Origin of the sequence: Pseudomonas sp. DTU12.3 (assembly GCF_004124275.1) — a bacterium.
GTDB lineage: Bacteria > Pseudomonadota > Gammaproteobacteria > Pseudomonadales > Pseudomonadaceae > Aquipseudomonas > Aquipseudomonas helmanticensis.
Genome location: NZ_CP027218.1, coordinates 3,137,935 through 3,156,254 on the forward strand (window position 1 = coordinate 3,137,935; position 18,320 = coordinate 3,156,254).

The 18,320-nt window shown below is 60.3% G+C and carries 11 protein-coding genes; 7 read left to right on the forward strand and 4 right to left on the reverse strand.

Going from position 1 to position 18,320, the window contains the following annotated elements; genetic code table 11:
* The first annotated feature begins 42 nt into the window (after positions 1 to 42).
* The 4 genes from C2E19_RS14425 (at position 43) to C2E19_RS14440 (ending at position 8,035) form a co-directional block, all read left to right on the forward strand.
* A complete protein-coding gene (locus C2E19_RS14425; RefSeq protein ID WP_129393432.1) occupies positions 43 to 3,150 on the forward strand; it encodes an efflux RND transporter permease subunit in 3,108 nt (1,035 codons plus the stop codon).
* On the forward strand, positions 3,147 to 4,616 hold the full coding sequence (locus C2E19_RS14430) for an efflux transporter outer membrane subunit (protein WP_129393435.1): 1,470 nt from the start codon (positions 3,147 to 3,149) through the stop codon (positions 4,614 to 4,616). Before C2E19_RS14425 ends, C2E19_RS14430 begins: the two co-directional genes overlap by 4 nt.
* Positions 4,617 to 4,953: 337 nt before the next feature.
* Entirely contained in the window at positions 4,954 to 7,035 is a 2,082-nt protein-coding gene (locus tag C2E19_RS14435; RefSeq protein WP_129393438.1) for a bifunctional diguanylate cyclase/phosphodiesterase, read from the forward strand.
* A gap of 253 nt (positions 7,036 to 7,288) precedes the next feature.
* A complete protein-coding gene (locus C2E19_RS14440; RefSeq protein WP_129393441.1) occupies positions 7,289 to 8,035 on the forward strand; it encodes an SDR family oxidoreductase in 747 nt (248 codons plus the stop codon).
* A gap of 134 nt (positions 8,036 to 8,169) precedes the next feature.
* On the opposite strand, the gene mapR is transcribed toward C2E19_RS14440, so the two are convergent.
* The 3 genes from mapR to C2E19_RS14455 all read right to left on the reverse strand — a co-directional run bounded on the left by mapR (position 8,170) and on the right by C2E19_RS14455 (position 11,728).
* Positions 8,170 to 9,579, reverse strand: coding sequence for a GntR family transcriptional regulator MpaR (gene mapR / locus C2E19_RS14445; RefSeq protein ID WP_129393444.1), 1,410 nt, complete (start codon positions 9,577 to 9,579; stop codon positions 8,170 to 8,172).
* A gap of 274 nt (positions 9,580 to 9,853) precedes the next feature.
* Positions 9,854 to 11,284 carry a cytochrome c oxidase accessory protein CcoG gene (gene ccoG / locus C2E19_RS14450; protein WP_129393447.1) on the reverse strand — a complete coding sequence of 477 codons (1,431 nt, stop codon included), beginning with the start codon at positions 11,282 to 11,284 and terminating at the stop codon, positions 9,854 to 9,856.
* A 195-nt stretch (positions 11,285 to 11,479) separates the two neighbouring features.
* The gene (locus C2E19_RS14455) at positions 11,480 to 11,728 is read right to left on the reverse strand and encodes a DUF3203 family protein (RefSeq protein ID WP_129393450.1); all 249 of its coding nucleotides are present in this window, start codon (positions 11,726 to 11,728) and stop codon (positions 11,480 to 11,482) included.
* 123 nt (positions 11,729 to 11,851) lie between these two features.
* Between C2E19_RS14455 and C2E19_RS14460 the strand changes: the two genes are divergently transcribed.
* Entirely contained in the window at positions 11,852 to 12,358 is a 507-nt protein-coding gene (locus C2E19_RS14460; RefSeq protein ID WP_129393453.1) for an MgtC/SapB family protein, read from the forward strand.
* Positions 12,359 to 12,468: 110 nt separating this feature from the next.
* On the opposite strand, the gene C2E19_RS29000 is transcribed toward C2E19_RS14460, so the two are convergent.
* A complete protein-coding gene (locus tag C2E19_RS29000; RefSeq protein WP_164979430.1) occupies positions 12,469 to 12,627 on the reverse strand; it encodes a hypothetical protein in 159 nt (52 codons plus the stop codon).
* Positions 12,628 to 12,844: 217 nt separating this feature from the next.
* Between C2E19_RS29000 and C2E19_RS14465 the strand changes: the two genes are divergently transcribed.
* On the forward strand, positions 12,845 to 14,842 hold the full coding sequence (locus tag C2E19_RS14465; protein ID WP_129393456.1) for an alpha-1,4-glucan--maltose-1-phosphate maltosyltransferase: 1,998 nt from the start codon (positions 12,845 to 12,847) through the stop codon (positions 14,840 to 14,842).
* Between the two features lie 134 nt (positions 14,843 to 14,976).
* Positions 14,977 to 18,318 (forward strand): maltose alpha-D-glucosyltransferase, encoded by a 3,342-nt coding sequence (gene treS / locus C2E19_RS14475; RefSeq protein WP_129393459.1) that lies wholly within the window; start codon positions 14,977 to 14,979, stop codon positions 18,316 to 18,318.
* The last annotated feature ends 2 nt before the right edge of the window (positions 18,319 to 18,320 follow it).

The window sequence follows — 18,320 nt, forward strand, 5'->3', positions numbered from 1 at the left end:
GGCTCCCACAGGAGTGTGGTGTGACGTTGGGGATTGCGTTCGATGAACCTGTCCGGTCCTTTCATCAAGCGTCCGGTCGCAACGATGCTGCTGAGCCTGGCGATCATGCTGCTGGGCGGTGTCAGCTTCGGCTTGTTGCCAGTGGCGCCACTGCCGCAAATGGACTTCCCGGTGATCGTCGTGCAGGCGAGCCTGCCCGGTGCCAGCCCCGAGGTCATGGCGTCTACCGTGGCGACGCCGCTGGAGCGCTCGTTCGGCGCGATTGCTGGCGTCAACACCATGAGCAGTCGTTCCAGCCAGGGCTCGACCCGGGTCATTCTGCAATTCGACCTCGATCGCGACATCAATGGCGCGGCGCGCGAAGTACAGGCGGCGATCAACGCCTCGCGCAACCTGTTGCCCAGCGGCATGCGCAGCATGCCGACCTACAAGAAGGTCAACCCGTCGCAGGCACCGATCATGGTGTTGTCGTTGACATCGGACGTGCTGGAAAAAGGCCAGCTCTACGATTTGGCCTCGACCATCCTGTCGCAGAGCCTGTCGCAGGTGCAGGGTGTCGGTGAAGTGCAGATCGGCGGCAGTTCGCTGCCGGCGGTGCGCATCGAACTCGAACCGCAGGCACTCAACCAGTACGGCGTGGCACTCGATGACGTGCGCAAGACCATCGCCGATGCCAACGTACGCCGGCCCAAAGGCTCGGTCGAGGACGGTCAGCGTCTGTGGCAGATTCAGGCCAACGATCAACTGGAAAAAGCCAAAGATTACGAATCGCTGATCATCCACTACGCCGACGGTGCCGCGCTGCGCCTGAAGGACGTGGCCAAGGTCAGCGATGGCGTCGAAGACCGCTACAACAGCGGGTTCTTCAACGATGACGCGGCGGTGCTGCTGGTGATCAACCGCCAGGCCGGGGCCAACATCATCGAGACGGTCAACGATATCAAGGCGCAACTGCCGGCACTGCAGGCCGTGCTGCCAGCCAGCGTCAAACTCAACCTGGCGATGGACCGCTCGCCGGTGATCAAAGCCACGTTGCATGAAGCCGAGATGACCCTGCTGATTGCCGTGGCGCTGGTGATCCTCGTGGTGTTCCTGTTCCTCGGTAACTTCCGCGCCTCGCTGATTCCGACGCTGGCGGTGCCGGTGTCGCTGGTCGGCACCTTTGCGGTGATGTACCTCTACGGATTCTCGCTGAACAATCTGTCGTTGATGGCACTGATTCTGGCCACCGGGCTGGTGGTCGACGACGCCATCGTGGTGCTGGAGAACATTTCCCGGCACATCGACGAAGGCGTCAAACCGATGCAGGCCGCGTACCTCGGGGCCAAGGAAGTCGGGTTTACCTTGCTGTCGATGAACGTATCGCTGGTGGCCGTGTTCCTGTCGATCCTGTTCATGGGCGGGATCGTCGAAAGCCTGTTCCGTGAATTCTCGATTACGTTGGCGGCGGCGATTGTGGTGTCGCTGGTGGTCTCGCTGACGCTGACACCGATGCTGTGCGCGCGCTGGCTCAAGCCGCACACGCCGGGGCAGGAAAACCGTCTGCAACGCTGGAGCCGGCGGACCAACGACTGGATGGTCGGCAAGTACGCGACCAGCCTCGATTGGGTTCTGCGTCACCGGCGCCTGACATTGCTCAGTCTGCTGATCACCGTGGGCGTGAACGTCGCGTTGTACGTGGTCGTGCCGAAAACCTTCATGCCGCAGCAGGACACCGGCCAGTTGATCGGTTTCGTGCGCGGCGATGACGGTCTGTCGTTCAGCGTGATGCAGCCGAAAATGGAGATCTTTCGTCGCGCCGTGCTCAAGGATGATGCGGTGGAAAGCGTCGCCGGCTTCATCGGCGGCACCAACGGCACCAACAACGCCTTCATGCTCGTACGTTTGAAACCGATCAAGGATCGCCAGTTGTCGGCGCAGAAAGTCATCGAACGCCTGCGCAAGGAAATGCCCAAGGTCGCCGGTGCGCAACTGATGTTGATGGCGGATCAGGATCTGCAGTTCGGCGGCGGTCGCGAGCAGACCACGTCGCAATACAGCTACATCCTGCAAAGCGCTGACCTCGGTTCGCTGCGCGAGTGGTATCCGAAAGTGGTCGCCGCGTTGCGTGCGCTACCCGAGTTGACGGCCATCGACGCCCGCGAAGGCAAGGGCGCGCAGCAGGTGACGCTGATTGTCGACCGCGATCAGGCGAAACGCCTGGGCGTCGACATGGACATGGTCACCGCCGTGCTCAATAACGCCTACAGCCAGCGGCAGATTTCGACGATCTACGACAGCCTCAACCAGTATCAGGTGGTGATGGAGGTCGCCCCGAAATATGCCCAGGACCCGGTGACGCTCAAGCAGGTACAAGTGATCACGGCGGACGGCGCGCGCGTGCCGTTGTCGACCTTCGCTCACTACGAAAACAGCCTGGAAGACGACCGCGTCAGCCACGAAGGGCAGTTCGCCTCGGAAGACATTTCCTTCGACATGGCCGAAGGCGTGACCGTGGAGCAGGGCAGTGCCGCCATTGAGCGGGCGATTGCCAAGCTCGGTTTGCCGGAAGATGTCATTGCGAAAATGGCCGGCACCGCCGACGCGTTTGCCGCTACGCAGAAAAGTCAGCCGTTCATGATTCTCGGCGCGTTGCTGGCGGTGTACCTGGTGCTGGGTGTGCTGTATGAAAGCTACATTCACCCGCTGACGATTCTCTCGACCCTGCCGTCGGCCGGGGTCGGTGCGCTGCTGTCGATCTATGCGCTGGGTGGCGAGTTCAGCCTGATTTCCCTGCTCGGCCTGTTCCTGCTGATCGGTGTGGTGAAGAAAAACGCCATTCTGATGATCGACCTCGCATTGCAACTGGAGCGCCATCAGGGCATGACGCCACTGGAGTCGATTCGCAGCGCTTGCCTGCAGCGTCTGCGGCCGATCCTGATGACCACATTGGCGGCGATTCTCGGTGCCTTGCCATTGCTGCTGAGCCGGGCCGAAGGCGCGGAAATGCGCCAGCCGCTGGGCCTGACCATCATCGGCGGGTTGATCTTCAGCCAGGTGCTGACTCTTTACACCACTCCGGTGGTTTACCTCTATCTCGACAAGCTGCGCCATCGTTTCAATAAATGGCGTGGCGTGCGTACTGACGCCGCTCTGGAAACTCCGCTATGACTGACCGTTCGCTTATCCATCTGGCCACTGTGCGCGGCTCGCGCCTGTTGAGTCTGTCGCTGTGCGTGGCGATGCTCAGTGCCTGCGCCGTCGGCCCCGATTACCAGCGCCCGCAGACTGCCGAAATCGCCCAGTACAAGGAAGCTCAGGGCTGGCGCCAGGCCAACCCCAGCGATTCGCTGGCTCGCGGCGCCTGGTGGGAGTTGTATGGCGATCAGCAGCTCAACGGGTTGATCGAGAAACTCAACAGTTCCAACCAGACCGTTGCGCAATCGGAAGCCCAGTTCCGCCAGGCCCAGGCTCTGGTGCGCAGTGCGCGCGGGGCGTTTTACCCGAATGTCGACCTCAGCGTTGGCAAGACCCGCTCCAGCCAGGGCACCGGCAGCAGCAGTTCGAGCCTGAGCAGTTCTTCCAGCGGTATTCGTGACACGTACAACGCGCAGTTGGGCGTCAGTTGGGAAGCCGATATCTGGGGCAAATTGCGCCGTGGACTTGAAGCGGATAAAGCCAGTGCGCAGGCGAGTTTTGCCGATCTGGCAGCCATGCGCCTGAGCCAGCAGTCGGAGCTGGTGCAGAACTACCTGCAATTGCGCGTGATCGATCAGCAGAAACGTCTGCTCGAAGCCACCGTCGTCGCCTATGAGCGTTCGCTGAAAATGACGCAAAACCAGTACCGCGCCGGTGTTTCCGGGCGTGATGCGGTGGCCCAGGCGCAGACGCAGCTGAAAAGCACCCAGGCCGACCTGGTCGATCTGATCTGGCAGCGGGCGCAGTTCGAGAACGCCATTGCCGTGCTCACCGGGCAAGCGCCCGCCGAGTTCAGCATCGCCGAAACCCAGAACATTCCGAACCTGCCGCAGATTCCGCTGAACCTGCCGTCGCAGTTGCTCGAACGTCGCCCCGACATCGCCTCGGCCGAGCGTTCGGTGATTGCCGCCAACGCCAATATCGGTGTGGCGAAAGCCGCCTACTACCCGGATCTGTCCCTGAGCCTCAGCGGTGGCTACAGCAGCAGTACTTCACAAAACCTGATCAGCTTGCCCAACCGTTTCTGGTCGGTCGGGCCGAAGCTGGACTTGCCGCTGTTCGACGGCGGCATCCGTTCGGCCGAGGTCGATCGCACCGAAGCAGTCTACGACCAGACCGTGGCCAAGTATCGCCAGACCGTGCTTGATGGCTTCCGCGAGGTGGAAAACTATCTGGTGCAACTCAAGGTGTACGAGGACGAAGCCGCGGTGCGCCAGGAAGCGCTGGATGCCGCGCGTGATTCCTTGCGCCTGACCGAAAACCAGTACAAGGCTGGCTTGATTGCCTACATCGACGTGGTGGTGGTGCAAGCCACGGCACTGAGCAACGAGCGCACGGTGCTGAACATATTGCAGAGCCGTTTGATTGCCAGCGTGCAGTTGATTGCGGCGCTGGGCGGTGGTTGGGATGGACAGCTCGACGTCTCGGATTCCAACTAGATACATACCCCAAATACCGTGACAACTCGGTACTGAGCTATTCCCCGGTAGGAGCTGCCGAAGGCTCGGGCCGCGATCGGACGATCTTTTGATCCTGATGTTTAAAAACAAGATCAAAAGATCGCAGCCTGCGGCAGCTCCTACAGGGCTTGATCTGAATTTGGAGTGGGCTGTGAGGGGCGGGCCAGAGCCTTGTAGGACGATCTGACAAGCGTTTCATCGGGTTGATGGCAATTTGCTTACTTTGTCAGTGCGTTCTGCTGTGCAATCAGTACAATCGCCGCATTTGCCCGACCGAGAACGGACGCAGTACGGTTTGGGAATCACGAGAATTTCCATGCTCATCGGTAGCTATTCCTTCACCCTGGTGTTCATTTCTTTGTGTGTGGCGATCCTCGCGTCATACACCGCGCTCGACCTCACCGGGCGCATCGCCACTGCCAAGGGCCGCGCCGTGCATTTCTGGACAGCGGGCGGCGCACTGGCCATGGGTGTCGGCGTCTGGTCGATGCATTTCATCGGCATGCTCGCTTTCAAGCTGCCGATCGATCTGGGCTATGACATCACTATCACGGCGCTGTCATTGCTGATTGCGGTGCTGTCCTGCGGGTTTGCCTTGTGGCTGGTCAGCCAGCCGAAACTGCCGATCCTGCAACTGGCATTCGGCGCCTTGATCATGGGCGCCGGCATCAGTGCCATGCATTACACCGGCATGGCGGCGCTGCGCATGACCCCCGGCATCGACTACGATCCGGCGCTGTTCGGCGCCTCGTTGCTGATCGCGGTCGGTGCCTCGGCAGCGGCGCTGTGGATTGCCTTTCGCCTGCGTCAGCATTCGCCGTATGTGCGTCTGATCCGTGGTGGCGCCGCGATCATCATGGGCATCGCCATTGTCGGCATGCATTACACCGGCATGGCGGCTGCGCAATTTCCCGATGGCAGCTTCTGCGGCGCAACGCTCAATGGCCTCAAAGGCAACGGCCTCGACAGTCTGGTGCTGATCACCACGCTGGCGGTGTTGTCGATTGCCTTGCTGACGTCGATCCTCGACGCGCGGCTGGAAGCGCGTACCGCCGACCTCGCGCATTCCCTGACCGTGGCCAACCGTGAACTCACCCAACTGGCCCTGCATGACCCGCTGACCGGCCTGCCGAACCGCATGCTGCTCGACGACCGGATCAATCAGGCGATCAAAAAGGTCCATGAGCAGGGCGGTTGCTTTGCCTTGATGTTCATCGATCTCGACGGCTTCAAACCGGTCAACGATGCGTTCGGCCATCACATGGGCGACCAGTTGTTGCGTGAGGTCGGCTTGCGTCTGCGCGAAGATTTGCGCAGCCAGGACACGCTGGCGCGCATCGGTGGCGATGAATTCGTGCTGTTGGTGCGCCTGACCGAACCGAATGATGCCCTCGGGCTGGCGGCACGCCAGGTCGGCTTGATCGCGCAGTCGTTCCATGTCGCGGAACATGACTTGCAGATTTCCGCCAGCGTCGGCATTGCCCTGTACCCGGGCAATGGCCACAACGCTCAGGAGCTGCTGATGAACGCTGACGCGGCGATGTACCACGCCAAGGGCGGCGGCAAAAACGGTTACAGCTTCTTCGACGCATCGATGAACAACAACGCGCGCAAGCAACTGCAACTGCTGCAGGATTTGCGTGCGGCGCTGGAACACAGCCAGTTCAGCCTGCATTACCAGCCGAAGTTCGACGCCGCCAATGGCCAACCGGTCGGTGCGGAAGCGCTGCTACGCTGGGAGCATCCGCTGCACGGCATGTTGATGCCGGACAAATTCATCGATCTGGCCGAGAAAACCGGGCTGATCATTCCCATCGGCGAATGGGTGCTCAACGAAGCCTGCCGGCAGATGCGCGAGTGGTACGTGCTCGGCTATACCGACTGGCGTATCGCGGTAAATCTGTCGGCGTTGCAGTTCTGCCACACCGGGCTGGTGCGCAGCGTCGCCAAGGCACTGGCAACGCATCACCTGCCGTCCAACAGCCTGACCCTGGAAATCACTGAAACCACCGCCATGAGCGATGCCGATGCGAGCATGACGGTGTTGCAGGAGTTGTCGGACATGGGCGTCGACCTGTCCATCGATGACTTCGGTACCGGGTATTCGAGCCTGATGTACCTCAAGCGCTTGCCGGCCAACGAGTTGAAGATCGATCGGGGTTTCGTCCGCGATCTGGAACATGACAGTGATGATGCCGCAATTGTTTCGGCGATTGTCGCGTTGGGGCAGGCGCTGGGTTTGCGCATCGTGGCCGAGGGCGTAGAGACCGGCGTGCAGCAGCAATTCCTGACGCAGTTGGGCTGTGATTCGTTGCAGGGTTATCTGCTCGGGCATCCGATGCCGGCGGACAAATTCATGCAGGATATTGCGCGCGGTGAGCAGCTGGCGGCGGTCTGACCTCCCGCTGAGCGAAGTTCAGGAAAAACATTGTGGCGAGGGAGCTTGCTCCCGCCAGGTCGCGAAGCGGCCCCTCCTTTGAAGGTTGGGCCGGCTGTGCAGGCCAGCGGGAGTAAGCTCCCTTGCCACAAATGCACTACAACTTGAAAATTCGGGGTGCCGGTTGAGCCTTTGACAGAGCCCATGCAAAACCCGCCAATGGCGGTTATTCTTCCCCCCGACTGTTACGTGTGCATTCGGGGGAAAGGCCAGCATGGATAAAGTCATTGTGATCACCGGTGGCGGGCGCGGGATTGGTGCCGCGACGGCGTTGTTGGCTGCCGAGCAGGGCTATCGGATCTGCATCAACTACCAGCAAGACGAACAGGCCGCGCAAAGCGTGCTCGAACAAGTCCGCGCGCTGGGCGCACAAGCCATCGCCGTACGCGCCGATGTCAGCATCGAAGACGAAGTGATCGCGCTGTTCCAGCGGGTCGACAGCGAACTGGGCCGCGTCACCGCACTGGTGAACAACGCCGGCACTGTCGGACATAAATCGCGGGTCGATGAAATGTCCGAATTCCGCATCCTCAAAATCATGAAGACCAATGTCCTCGCGCCGATCCTCTGTGCCAAGCACGCGATCCTGCGCATGTCGCCCAAACATGGTGGGCAGGGCGGCAGCATCGTCAATGTGTCGTCGGTGGCCTCACGTCTGGGTTCACCCAATGAATACGTCGACTACGCCGCCTCGAAAGGCGCGCTCGACACCTTCACCATCGGTCTGTCCAAGGAAGTCGCGGGCGAGGGCATTCGCGTCAACGCGGTGCGCCCGGGGTTCATCTACACCGATTTCCACGCGTTGAGCGGCGATCCGGATCGGGTCAGCAAGCTTGAATCAGCGATTCCGATGGCCCGTGGGGGGCGGCCGGATGAGGTGGCGGAGGCGATTGTCTGGTTGTTGTCGGACAAGGCTTCGTATGCGACCGGGACGTTTGTCGATCTGGGTGGCGGGCGTTAAGTCCAGAGCGTTTCGCTGTCAGGTCGGCCCTCTTCGCGAGCAGGCTCGCTCCCACATTGGTTCTGTGTCCGGCACAAATCCAGGGTGGGAGCGAGCCTGCTCGCGAAGGCAATAGCCCAGACAACACAGGACTGTCAGAACGACCGCACAATCCGCCCCAACGTCTCCATGGCCTTTTCCGAATCCTCGGTCCATGGGCTGCCGTAATTCAGGCGAATACAATTCCTGAACCGCTGCGTCGGCGAGAAAATCGGCCCCGGCGCGATGCTGATGCCTTGCGCCAGTGCCATCTGAAACAACTTCAACGAATCCATCTGTGGCGGTAATTCCAGCCACAAAAAGTAGCCACCTGCCGGCTGACTGACTCGCGTCTGCGCCGGGAAATAACGCGCGATCGCGGCGAGCATCGCGCTTTGCTGTTCTTCCAGCGCATAACGCAGTTTGCGCAGGTGACGGTCATAGCCGCCATGTTGCAGATAATCGGCAATCGCCGCTTGCGCCGGCATCGAGGCGCACAGCGAGGTCATCAGTTTCAGCCGTTCGATTTTCTGCGCATAACGCCCGGCGGCGACCCAGCCGATGCGGTAGCCGGGGGCGAGGCTTTTGGCGAACGAGCCGCAATGCATCACCAGGCCTTCGGTGTCAAAAGCCTTGGCCGGTTTCGGTGCCTGTTGGCCGTAATAGAGTTCGGCGTAGACGTCGTCTTCGATCAGCGGCACCTGATGGCGGCGTAGCAGTTCGACCAGTTCCTGTTTCTTCGCCTCGGGCATGGTCGCGCCCATCGGGTTCTGGAAACTGGTCATGCACCAGCAGGCCTTGATCGGATGGCGTTCCAGGGTTTGCGCGAGGACGCCAAGGTCGATGCCGTCGCGCGGGTGCACGGGGATTTCCACGGCTTTGAGTTTCAGCCGTTCGAGCACTTGCAGGCTGGCGTAGAACGCCGGGGCTTCGATGGCCACCAGGTCGCCGGGTTCGGTCACGGCTTGCAGGCACAGGTTCAGCGCTTCGAGGGCGCCGTTGGTGATCAGCAGTTCTTCCATCGGCAACATCAGCCCGCCGACCATGTAGCGCAGGGCGATCTGTCGGCGCAGTTGCGGGTTGCCCGGCGACATGTCGGTGACGACCATGCGCGGGTCCATTTCCCGCGCGGCGCTGGCCAGCGAGCGCGACAGGCGTTGCAGCGGGAACAGCGTCGGGCTGGGGAACGCCGAGCCGAACGGTACGGTGTTTGGGTCCTTGATCGACTCAAGGACAGAGAACACCAATTCGCTGACGTCGACTTCAGTGGAGTCGTTGACGTGGCTGCTGATCACCGGCTCCGAGAACGGGCTTGGCGCATGGGTGTTGACGAAGTAGCCGGAGCGCGGCCGCGCACGGATCAGGCCGCGACGTTCGAGCAGGTAATAGGCTTGGAACACCGTGGACGGGCTGACGCCGTAGGTCTGGCTGGCGTAGCGCACCGAAGGCACGCGCTGGCCGGGGCCAAGCACGCCGGAGCGGATCAGTTCAGCGATGTCGTCGGCGAATTTTTCGTAGCGTTTCATCGAGGAGCCTTGGTGCTGGTTGATTGTGGGTGTCAGGTAAAAAGCCCCTCACCCTAGCCCTCTCCCGGAGGGAGAGGGGACTGATTGCGGGATGCTTGTGAACTACACCGACCTGACAGTACTTTGCTGAATCCATAATCGATTCGGCCGGAAAGTGCTTTGGCGAATCCATAATCAACTCGGTCTGTCAGGTCGATGTATAGCGACAGACACCTCGGTCGGCCCCCTCTACCCCTGGGAGAGGGCTGGGGTGAGGGGAAAGGATTCTAACGGCTCAGCGATTCATCGGCGCCACAAACCTGCTCTTCGCCACGCTGTAGATGTCTGGTTCATCGCTGTCGGCAATCTTGAAACTCAAGGTCTGCGAGCTGCTGCTCGGGCGCTCGGTGGTCATCGCCACCGACACTGGTACGTCGACAATTTCGCCCGGCGCCAGGCTCAGTTCGGTCTTGCCTTGCAACTGGAAGCCTTCAGCGTCAACCAGACTCAAGTTGTAATCCTGGCGTTGTTGGGTCTTGTTGATGACTTTCAGGCTATAGATGTTCTCGATCTGGCCCTGACCGTTCTCACGGAATAACCCGCGATCCTTGGTCACGTCCAGCGAGACCATTGGCCGTTCAACCAGCGCCAACGCGAGTGCACCGATCATCGCCAGCAGCACCACGGTGTAGCCGATCAATCGTGGCCGCAGCAGGTGCGTCTTGCCACCCTGCAATTCGCGCTCGGAGCTGTAGCGGATCAAGCCGCGCGGGTAGTTCATTTTGTCCATGATCGAATCGCAGGCGTCGATGCACGCGGCGCAACCGATGCATTCCATCTGCAAGCCGTCGCGGATGTCGATGCCGGTCGGGCAGACCTGCACGCACAGATGGCAATCGATGCAATCGCCGAGGCCGGCTTCGAGCGGTTTTACATCACGTTTGCGCGGGCCACGGTTTTCACCCCGGGCGACGTCGTAGGAAATCGCCAGAGTGTCCTTGTCGAACATCACGCTCTGGAAGCGCGCATACGGGCACATGTGCATGCACACCGCTTCGCGCAGCCAGCCGGCGTTGATGTAAGTGGCGGCGGTGAAGAACAGCACCCAGAACAGGCTGACGCCGCCGATTTGCAAGGTCAGCAACTCTTCGGTCAGTGGCCGGATCGGTGTGAAGTAGCCGACGAAGGTCAGGCCGGTCAGCACGCTGATCGCCAGCCACAGCGTGTGCTTGGCCGCACGCCGCGCCAGTTTGTTGAGGCCCCACGGCGCCGCTTGCAGTTTGATCCGCTGGTTGCGTTCGCCTTCGGTGATCTTCTCGCACCACATGAAAATCCACGTCCACGAACTCTGCGGGCAGGTGTAGCCGCACCAGACCCGGCCAGCGAACACGGTGATGGCGAACAGGCCGAACGCGGCAATGATCAGCAGGGCCGAGAGCAGAATGAAATCCTGTGGCCAGAAGGTCGCGCCAAAGATGTGGAATTTGCTTTCGGAAAGGTCCCAGAGCACCGCCTGGCGTCCACCCCAGTTCAGCCACACGGTGCCGAAAAACAGCATAAACAGAAATCCCGCACCGCTCATGCGCAGCGTGCGAAACAGGCCGGTGAAGCTGCGGGTGTGAATTTGATTGTCGCTGGATTTGGCCGTCGCCTTCATTGGGCGTGCGGGCACACTTTTTATCGTGGGAGATGCTTCTACGGTTCGGACGGGGATTTGTTCGCTCATGGTTATTCGCTCATCAGCCTCCATCAGGCCAGAGCACTATGAGCGTCGATCTGTTTGCATAACAGACTCAGGTATTTCAATAAAAAGCGTATCAGATGGGCTTTTGCGCAGCGCCTGCGACAACTTGAAGCAGCCCGCAGGCACGGGCGCAAACGCCTATCGCAGGCGTTTGCGCGGGGTGTTGACCAAGGTCAGTCAAATCACCGAATCACTCTCGTCAGCCTTCAGGTGTTTGCGACCGTCCTTCGCGCCAGCAACGGTCAAGGCGTCGGCTTCGGATTCGGTGATGTAAACGCGCCGACCTTCTATTTCCACGAACGACATGGATTTTTCGCTATCGGTGCGGATTTCCAGGGTGTCGCAGATGCGAATTTCCTCGCCATGTTCGACAGTGAAAAAACACACTTTCTGTTCGGGATTGCTTTCATCGACTCGAAGGGGCATGGGGCAGTCCTTTTTTCAGGGAGGTCTGCAAGGTTAGGGCACGCGCTGCGCCGATCGTTCTGCGCAACTGATTAATGGTCGCCGCTGTCCATCATCTATCGAGCCAATAACAAGGACTGCACGATGAACGCGTGGTGGCATGAAGTGTGGGAAACCCTGCAAGTGGAATTCGCCGACATTGGCGATGCTTCGCAACTGACGCGGATTACCGTGCGGCTGTTGATGGCAGCGGTGCTTGGCGGGATTCTCGGGTTCGAACGCGAGCACAAGGGCAAGGCTGCCGGGGTGCGCACCCACATGTTGGTGGCGCTTGGCGCTGCGTTGTTTGTGCTGGTGCCGCAAACGTCAGGGGCAGAGTCCGATGCGATGAGTCGGGTGCTGCAGGGGGTGATCGCCGGGATCGGTTTTCTTGGCGCCGGGACGATCCTGAAAAATCATGAGGGTGATGAAGGTCACGTCAAAGGCCTGACCACGGCGGCCGGACTGTGGATGACGGCGGCTATTGGTGTCGCGGCGGGATTGGGCAAGGAAGCGACCGCGTTGCTCAGTACCTTGCTGGCGTTGGCCATCTTCAGCGTGATGCCGCGCATCGTCCGCCTGTTCGAAAAAGATGATCAGAAACACCTGTAACCACCAACGAATATCCCCTGTAGGAGCTGCCGCAGGCTGCGATCTTTTGATTTTGTCTGATCGTTCCCACGCTCTGCGTGGGAACGATCAGGCACGAGGGGGTGGCGGATTCAGACGATCACGGGGGGCATCGTGCTCGGTGGTTCTTCCTTGGGCGGTGGCGTGGTGCCCGGTGGTTCCTGCTCGGGAACCGGCTGCGGTTCCGTCTCCGGCAGGGTGGGTTTGTCGATGTTCGGATCGGGCGTTTCCGCCGGGATCGGGATATTCATCTGATGACCTCCGTGTGGCACATGGCGTGAGAAGTGCTTAAGTGGATTGACCACCCTGCGCGTAATTCGATCCGCTTTTGTGTCACGGCAATTTCATCTGAACTTTTCCCGGCGGCGGTCGCTCGGAACCTAAGTGAGTTCATTGCGGGGCAGGCGCTTCGTTGCGAATACCGATCCGGCACAAGAGCGTCCTTGGGGCGTTAAGGAGAGATGCTCAATGACTGCTGAAAAACCCTCAGAGCTGAGCTACAACCCACACATGCCGCTGTCGCAGGCGTTGCTGCTGCCGCGTATCGCCATCGAAAACAGCATGCCGACCCTTGATGGCGGGCAGTTTGCCGTGAAGTCGATTGCCGGGCGTGCGGTGATCGTCACCAGCAAGGTGTTCGCCGACGGTCACGACAAGCTGGCTGTACGCATTCGTTGGCGCGAAGAATGCGAAGAGACCTGGCAGAGCGAGGTCATGTCCGATCAGGGCAACAATGGCTGGCAAGGCCAATTCCGCCCCGAACATCAAGGGCGCTTCCTCTATTGCATCGAGGCGTGGATCGACCATTTCGCCAGTTTCCAGTACGAGCTGGAGAAGAAACACAACGCAGCGGTACCGGTTTCGCTGGAGCTGCAGGAAGGCCGCAGCATGGTGCAACAGGCCGCCGAGCGCAGTGAAGGTCAACTTAGCGAACACTTGGCCGCTTTGCACCATGAGCTCTCCGGCCTGCTCGAAACCGAGCAGGTGGCGCTGTTTCTGCACTCGCGCAGTGCGCAATTGATGGCTGAGGCCGATCACCGCGCCTATCTGAGTGTCAGCGCCGAATTCCCTATGGATGTCGAGCGCGAACTGGCCGAGTTCGCCAGTTGGTACGAGCTGTTTCCCCGCTCGATCACCGACGATCCGCGCCGTCACGGCACCTTCAATGACGTGCATTCACGCTTGCCGATGATTCAGGACATGGGTTTCGACGTGCTGTATTTCACGCCGATTCATCCCATCGGTCGCGCGCACCGCAAGGGCCGCAACAACTCGCTGACCGCTGGCCCGGACGATCCCGGCAGCCCCTACGCGATTGGTAGCGAGGAGGGCGGGCACGAGGCGATTCACTCGCAACTCGGCACTCGCGAAGACTTTCGCCGGCTAGTGGCGGCGGCTGCCGATCATGGACTGGAGATCGCCCTCGATTTCGCCATTCAGTGTTCCCAGGATCACCCGTGGCTCAAGCAGCATCCGGGCTGGTTCAACTGGCGCCCGGACGGCACGATCAAATACGCGGAAAACCCGCCGAAGAAATATCAGGACATCGTCAACGTCGACTTCTACGCGCCGGACGCCATTCCGAGTCTCTGGGTCGAGCTGCGCGACATCGTCATTGGCTGGGTTGAGGAGGGCGTGAAGATCTTTCGCGTCGACAACCCGCACACCAAGCCACTGCCGTTCTGGCAATGGCTGATCGCCGATGTGCGCGCGCTATACCCGGAAGTGATCTTCCTCGCAGAAGCCTTCACTACCCCGGCGATGATGGCGCGCCTCGGCAAGGTCGGTTACACGCAGAGCTACACCTATTTCACCTGGCGCAACACCAAGGCCGAACTGGCGACGTATCTGACCGAACTGAATGAATCGCCGTGGCGCGAGTGCTATCGGCCGAACTTCTTCGTCAACACGCCCGACATCAACCCGGCGTTCCTGCATGAGTCGGGACGCCCGGGTTTTCTCATCCGTGCGGCGCTGGCGACCATGGGTTCAGGGTTGTGGGGCATGTATTCCGGGTTCGAGCTGTGCGAAGCGGCGCCGGTGCCAGGCAAGGAGGAATACCTCGATTCGGAGAAGTACGAGATCCGCGTTCGCGACTTCACCGCGCCGGGCAACATCATTGCCGAGATCGCCCAGCTCAATCGCATTCGTCGGCAGAACCCGGCGTTGCACACGCATTTGGGCCTGAAGGTCTACAACGCCTGGAACGACAACATTCTCTACTTCGGCAAACGCAGTGCCGACGGCAGCAATTTCATTCTGGTCGCGGTGAGCCTTGATCCGCATAACGTGCAGGAGGCGAATTTTGAACTGCCGTTGTGGGAGATGGGTTTGCCGGACGATGCGACGACCCATGGCGAGGACTTGATGAACGGCCATCGCTGGGACTGGCATGGCAAGTACCAATTCATGCGCATTGACCCGGCGTACCAGCCGTTTGGCATCTGGCGAATCACCACCGATTGATGCACGCCTAATCCAATGTAGGAGCTGCCGAAGGCTGCGATCTTTTGATCTTGCTTGCAGAAAACAAAATCAAAAGATCGCAGCCTTCGGCAGCTCCTACACAGGAATTGAATAGAATTCAGCAGGAGTTTCACATGGCGAAGAAACCCAAGGCAGCCACCTTCATCAAAGACCCGCTCTGGTACAAAGATGCGGTGATCTATCAGGTTCACGTCAAATCGTTTTTCGACTCCAACAACGACGGGATCGGCGACTTTCCCGGCCTGATCGCCAAACTCGACTACATCGCCGAACTCGGCGTCAACACCATCTGGCTGTTGCCGTTCTACCCATCGCCGCGTCGCGATGACGGCTACGACATTGCCGAATACCGTGGCGTGCACAGCGATTACGGGACCATGGCCGATGCCAAGCGCTTCATCGCCGAGGCGCACAAGCGCGGCTTGCGGGTGATCACTGAGCTGGTGATCAACCACACCTCCGATCAGCACCCGTGGTTCCAGCGTGCGCGTAAAGCCAAACCCGGCTCGGCTGCGCGGGACTTTTATGTGTGGTCGGATGACGACCAGAAATACGACGGCACGCGGATCATTTTTCTCGACACGGAGAAATCCAACTGGACTTGGGACCCGGTCGCGGGCCAGTACTTCTGGCACCGTTTTTATTCGCACCAGCCCGACCTGAATTTCGACAATCCGCAAGTGATGAAAGCGGTGCTGTCGGTGATGCGTTACTGGCTCGACATGGGCATCGACGGCCTGCGCCTCGACGCCATTCCGTACCTGATCGAGCGTGACGGCACCAACAACGAAAACCTTCCCGAGACCCACGACGTCCTCAAGCAGATTCGCGCCGAGATCGACGCCAATTACCCCGACCGCATGCTGCTCGCCGAGGCCAACCAATGGCCTGAAGACACTCAGCTGTATTTCGGCGACACCGATGCCAAAGGCCTGAATGGCGATGAATGCCACATGGCGTTCCACTTTCCGCTGATGCCGCGCATGTACATGGCGCTGGCGCAGGAAGACCGCTTTCCGATCACCGATATCTTGCGCCAGACCCCGGAAATTCCTGCCAACTGCCAATGGGCGATTTTCCTCCGTAACCACGATGAACTGACCCTGGAAATGGTCACCGACAAAGAGCGTGACTACCTGTGGAATTACTACGCCGCTGACCGTCGCGCGCGGATCAATCTCGGCATCCGCCGGCGTCTGGCGCCGCTGATGGAGCGCGACCGTCGCCGCGTCGAGTTGCTCAACAGCCTGCTGCTGTCGATGCCGGGCACGCCGACCCTGTATTACGGCGATGAAATCGGCATGGGCGACAACATCTACCTCGGCGACCGCGATGGCGTGCGCACGCCGATGCAGTGGTCGATCGACCGCAATGGCGGCTTCTCCCGAGCCGACCCGGCCAGCCTGGTGTTGCCGCCGATCATGGACCCGCAATACGGCTATCTCTCGGTCAACGTCGAAACCCAGGCCGGTGATCCGCATTCGCTGCTCAACTGGACGCGGCGCATGCTCGCCGTGCGCAAGCAGTCGAAGGCGTTCGGTCGCGGCACGCTGAAAATGCTCTCGCCGAGCAATCGCCGGATTCTCGCCTACACCCGCGAATTCACCGACGCCGACGGCAAACACGAAATCATCCTCTGCGTGGCTAACGTCTCGCGCAGCGCGCAAGCGGCGGAGCTGGACCTGTCAGCGTACGTCGGCATGGTGCCGGTGGAGATGCTGGGCGGTAATGCCTTCCCGCCGATTGGCCAGTTGAATTTCCTCCTGACCCTGGCGCCGTATGGTTTCTACTGGTTTGCGCTGGCCAGCGAAAACCAGATGCCGAGCTGGCACGTCGAACCGGCGCAGAGCCTGCCGGACTTCACCACGCTGGTGCTGAAAAAACGCATGGAAGAGCTGCTCGAAGCGCCGTCCCGCACGACGCTGGAGCAAAACATCCTGCCGAGCTGGCTGCAAAACCGCCGCTGGTTTGCCGGCAAGGACGCGGCCATCGATAAAGTCCATCTGGCCTATGGCGTGCGCTTCGGCGATGCCCAGCATCCAGTGCTGCTCAGCGAAATCGAAGTCAGCAGTGGCGGCCAGACCAGTCGTTATCAACTGCCGTTCGGCTTCATTGCGGAAGATCAGGTTGGCCCGGCGTTGCCGCAGCAACTGGCGTTGTCACGTGTGCGTCGCGTGCGTCAGGTCGGTTTGATCACTGATGCGTTCAGCCTCGAAGCGTTTATTCGCGCGGTGCTGCAAGGCATGCAGAGCCACACGGTGCTGGAATCCAGCGAAGGTGAAATCCGTTTTGCACCGACGCCGCAGCTGGAACAACTCGGCCTCGGCGACGAGTCGGAAGTGCGTTACCTGTCCGCCGAGCAATCCAACAGTTCGGTGGTGATCGGCAACAGTCTGGTGCTGAAACTGATCCGCAAAGTCGCCTCTGGCGTTCACCCGGAACTGGAGATGAGTGCGTATCTGACCGAGGCTGCTTTCGGCAATATTTCACCCTTGCTCGGTTCGGTGATTCGCCGTGACGCTCAGGGCCAGGACAATCTGCTGATGATCGCCCAGGGTTACCTGAGCAATCAGGGCGATGCCTGGGAATGGACGCAGAACAACCTCGAACGAGCGCTGCGCGATGAACTCGCCGATGCCATGTCCGAGCAGGAACAGCATTACAACGCCTTGGGCGAATTGAAGGATTTTGCCGGCATGCTCGGCCAGCGTCTGGGCGAAATGCATCAGGTACTGGCGGCAGCGACGGACAACGCCGACTTCGCCCCGCAAGTGTCGTCCGCCAAGGATATGCAGGCTTCCGGCAAGGACGTTGCCGCGCAAGTCGAGCATGCGCTGAAGCTGCTCAAGCAGCATCAGGGCGAACTCGGTGCGGCGGATCAGAAATTGGTCAAACGCCTGCTCGACGAGAAAAAAACCATCCTTGATCACGTGCAGGATCTGGCGAAAAAAGCCGTCGGCGGCTTACGCATTCGCGTTCACGGCGACCTGCATCTGGGGCAGGTGCTGGTGATCAAGGGCGATGCCTACCTGATCGACTTCGAGGGCGAGCCGGCGCGGCCATTGAGCGAGCGCCGTGGCAAACACAGTCCGTACAAGGATGTCAGTGGCGTGCTGCGCTCGTTCGATTACGCGGCGGCGATGACCATCAACGTGCACAACGTCGATCACAGCCCCGAGTCCGAAGACGCTCGTCGCCGGGTGGCGCAACGCTATTTGCGTGAAGCGCGGGAAGCATTTGTCGAGGCATATCGCCGCGCGGCAGCTAGTCTTGAGCATGCCTGGCAAGATCCTGAAGGTGCCGACGCTGCGCTGGCGTTGTTCGGCCTGGAGAAGGCGGCCTATGAAGTGGCCTATGAAGCCGAAAATCGCCCCACGTGGCTGCCCGTGCCGTTGCACGGTTTGTATGGGTTATTGACGGGGCTTAAACCCTTTTCCGATCTTGGTGGAGAGTAGTC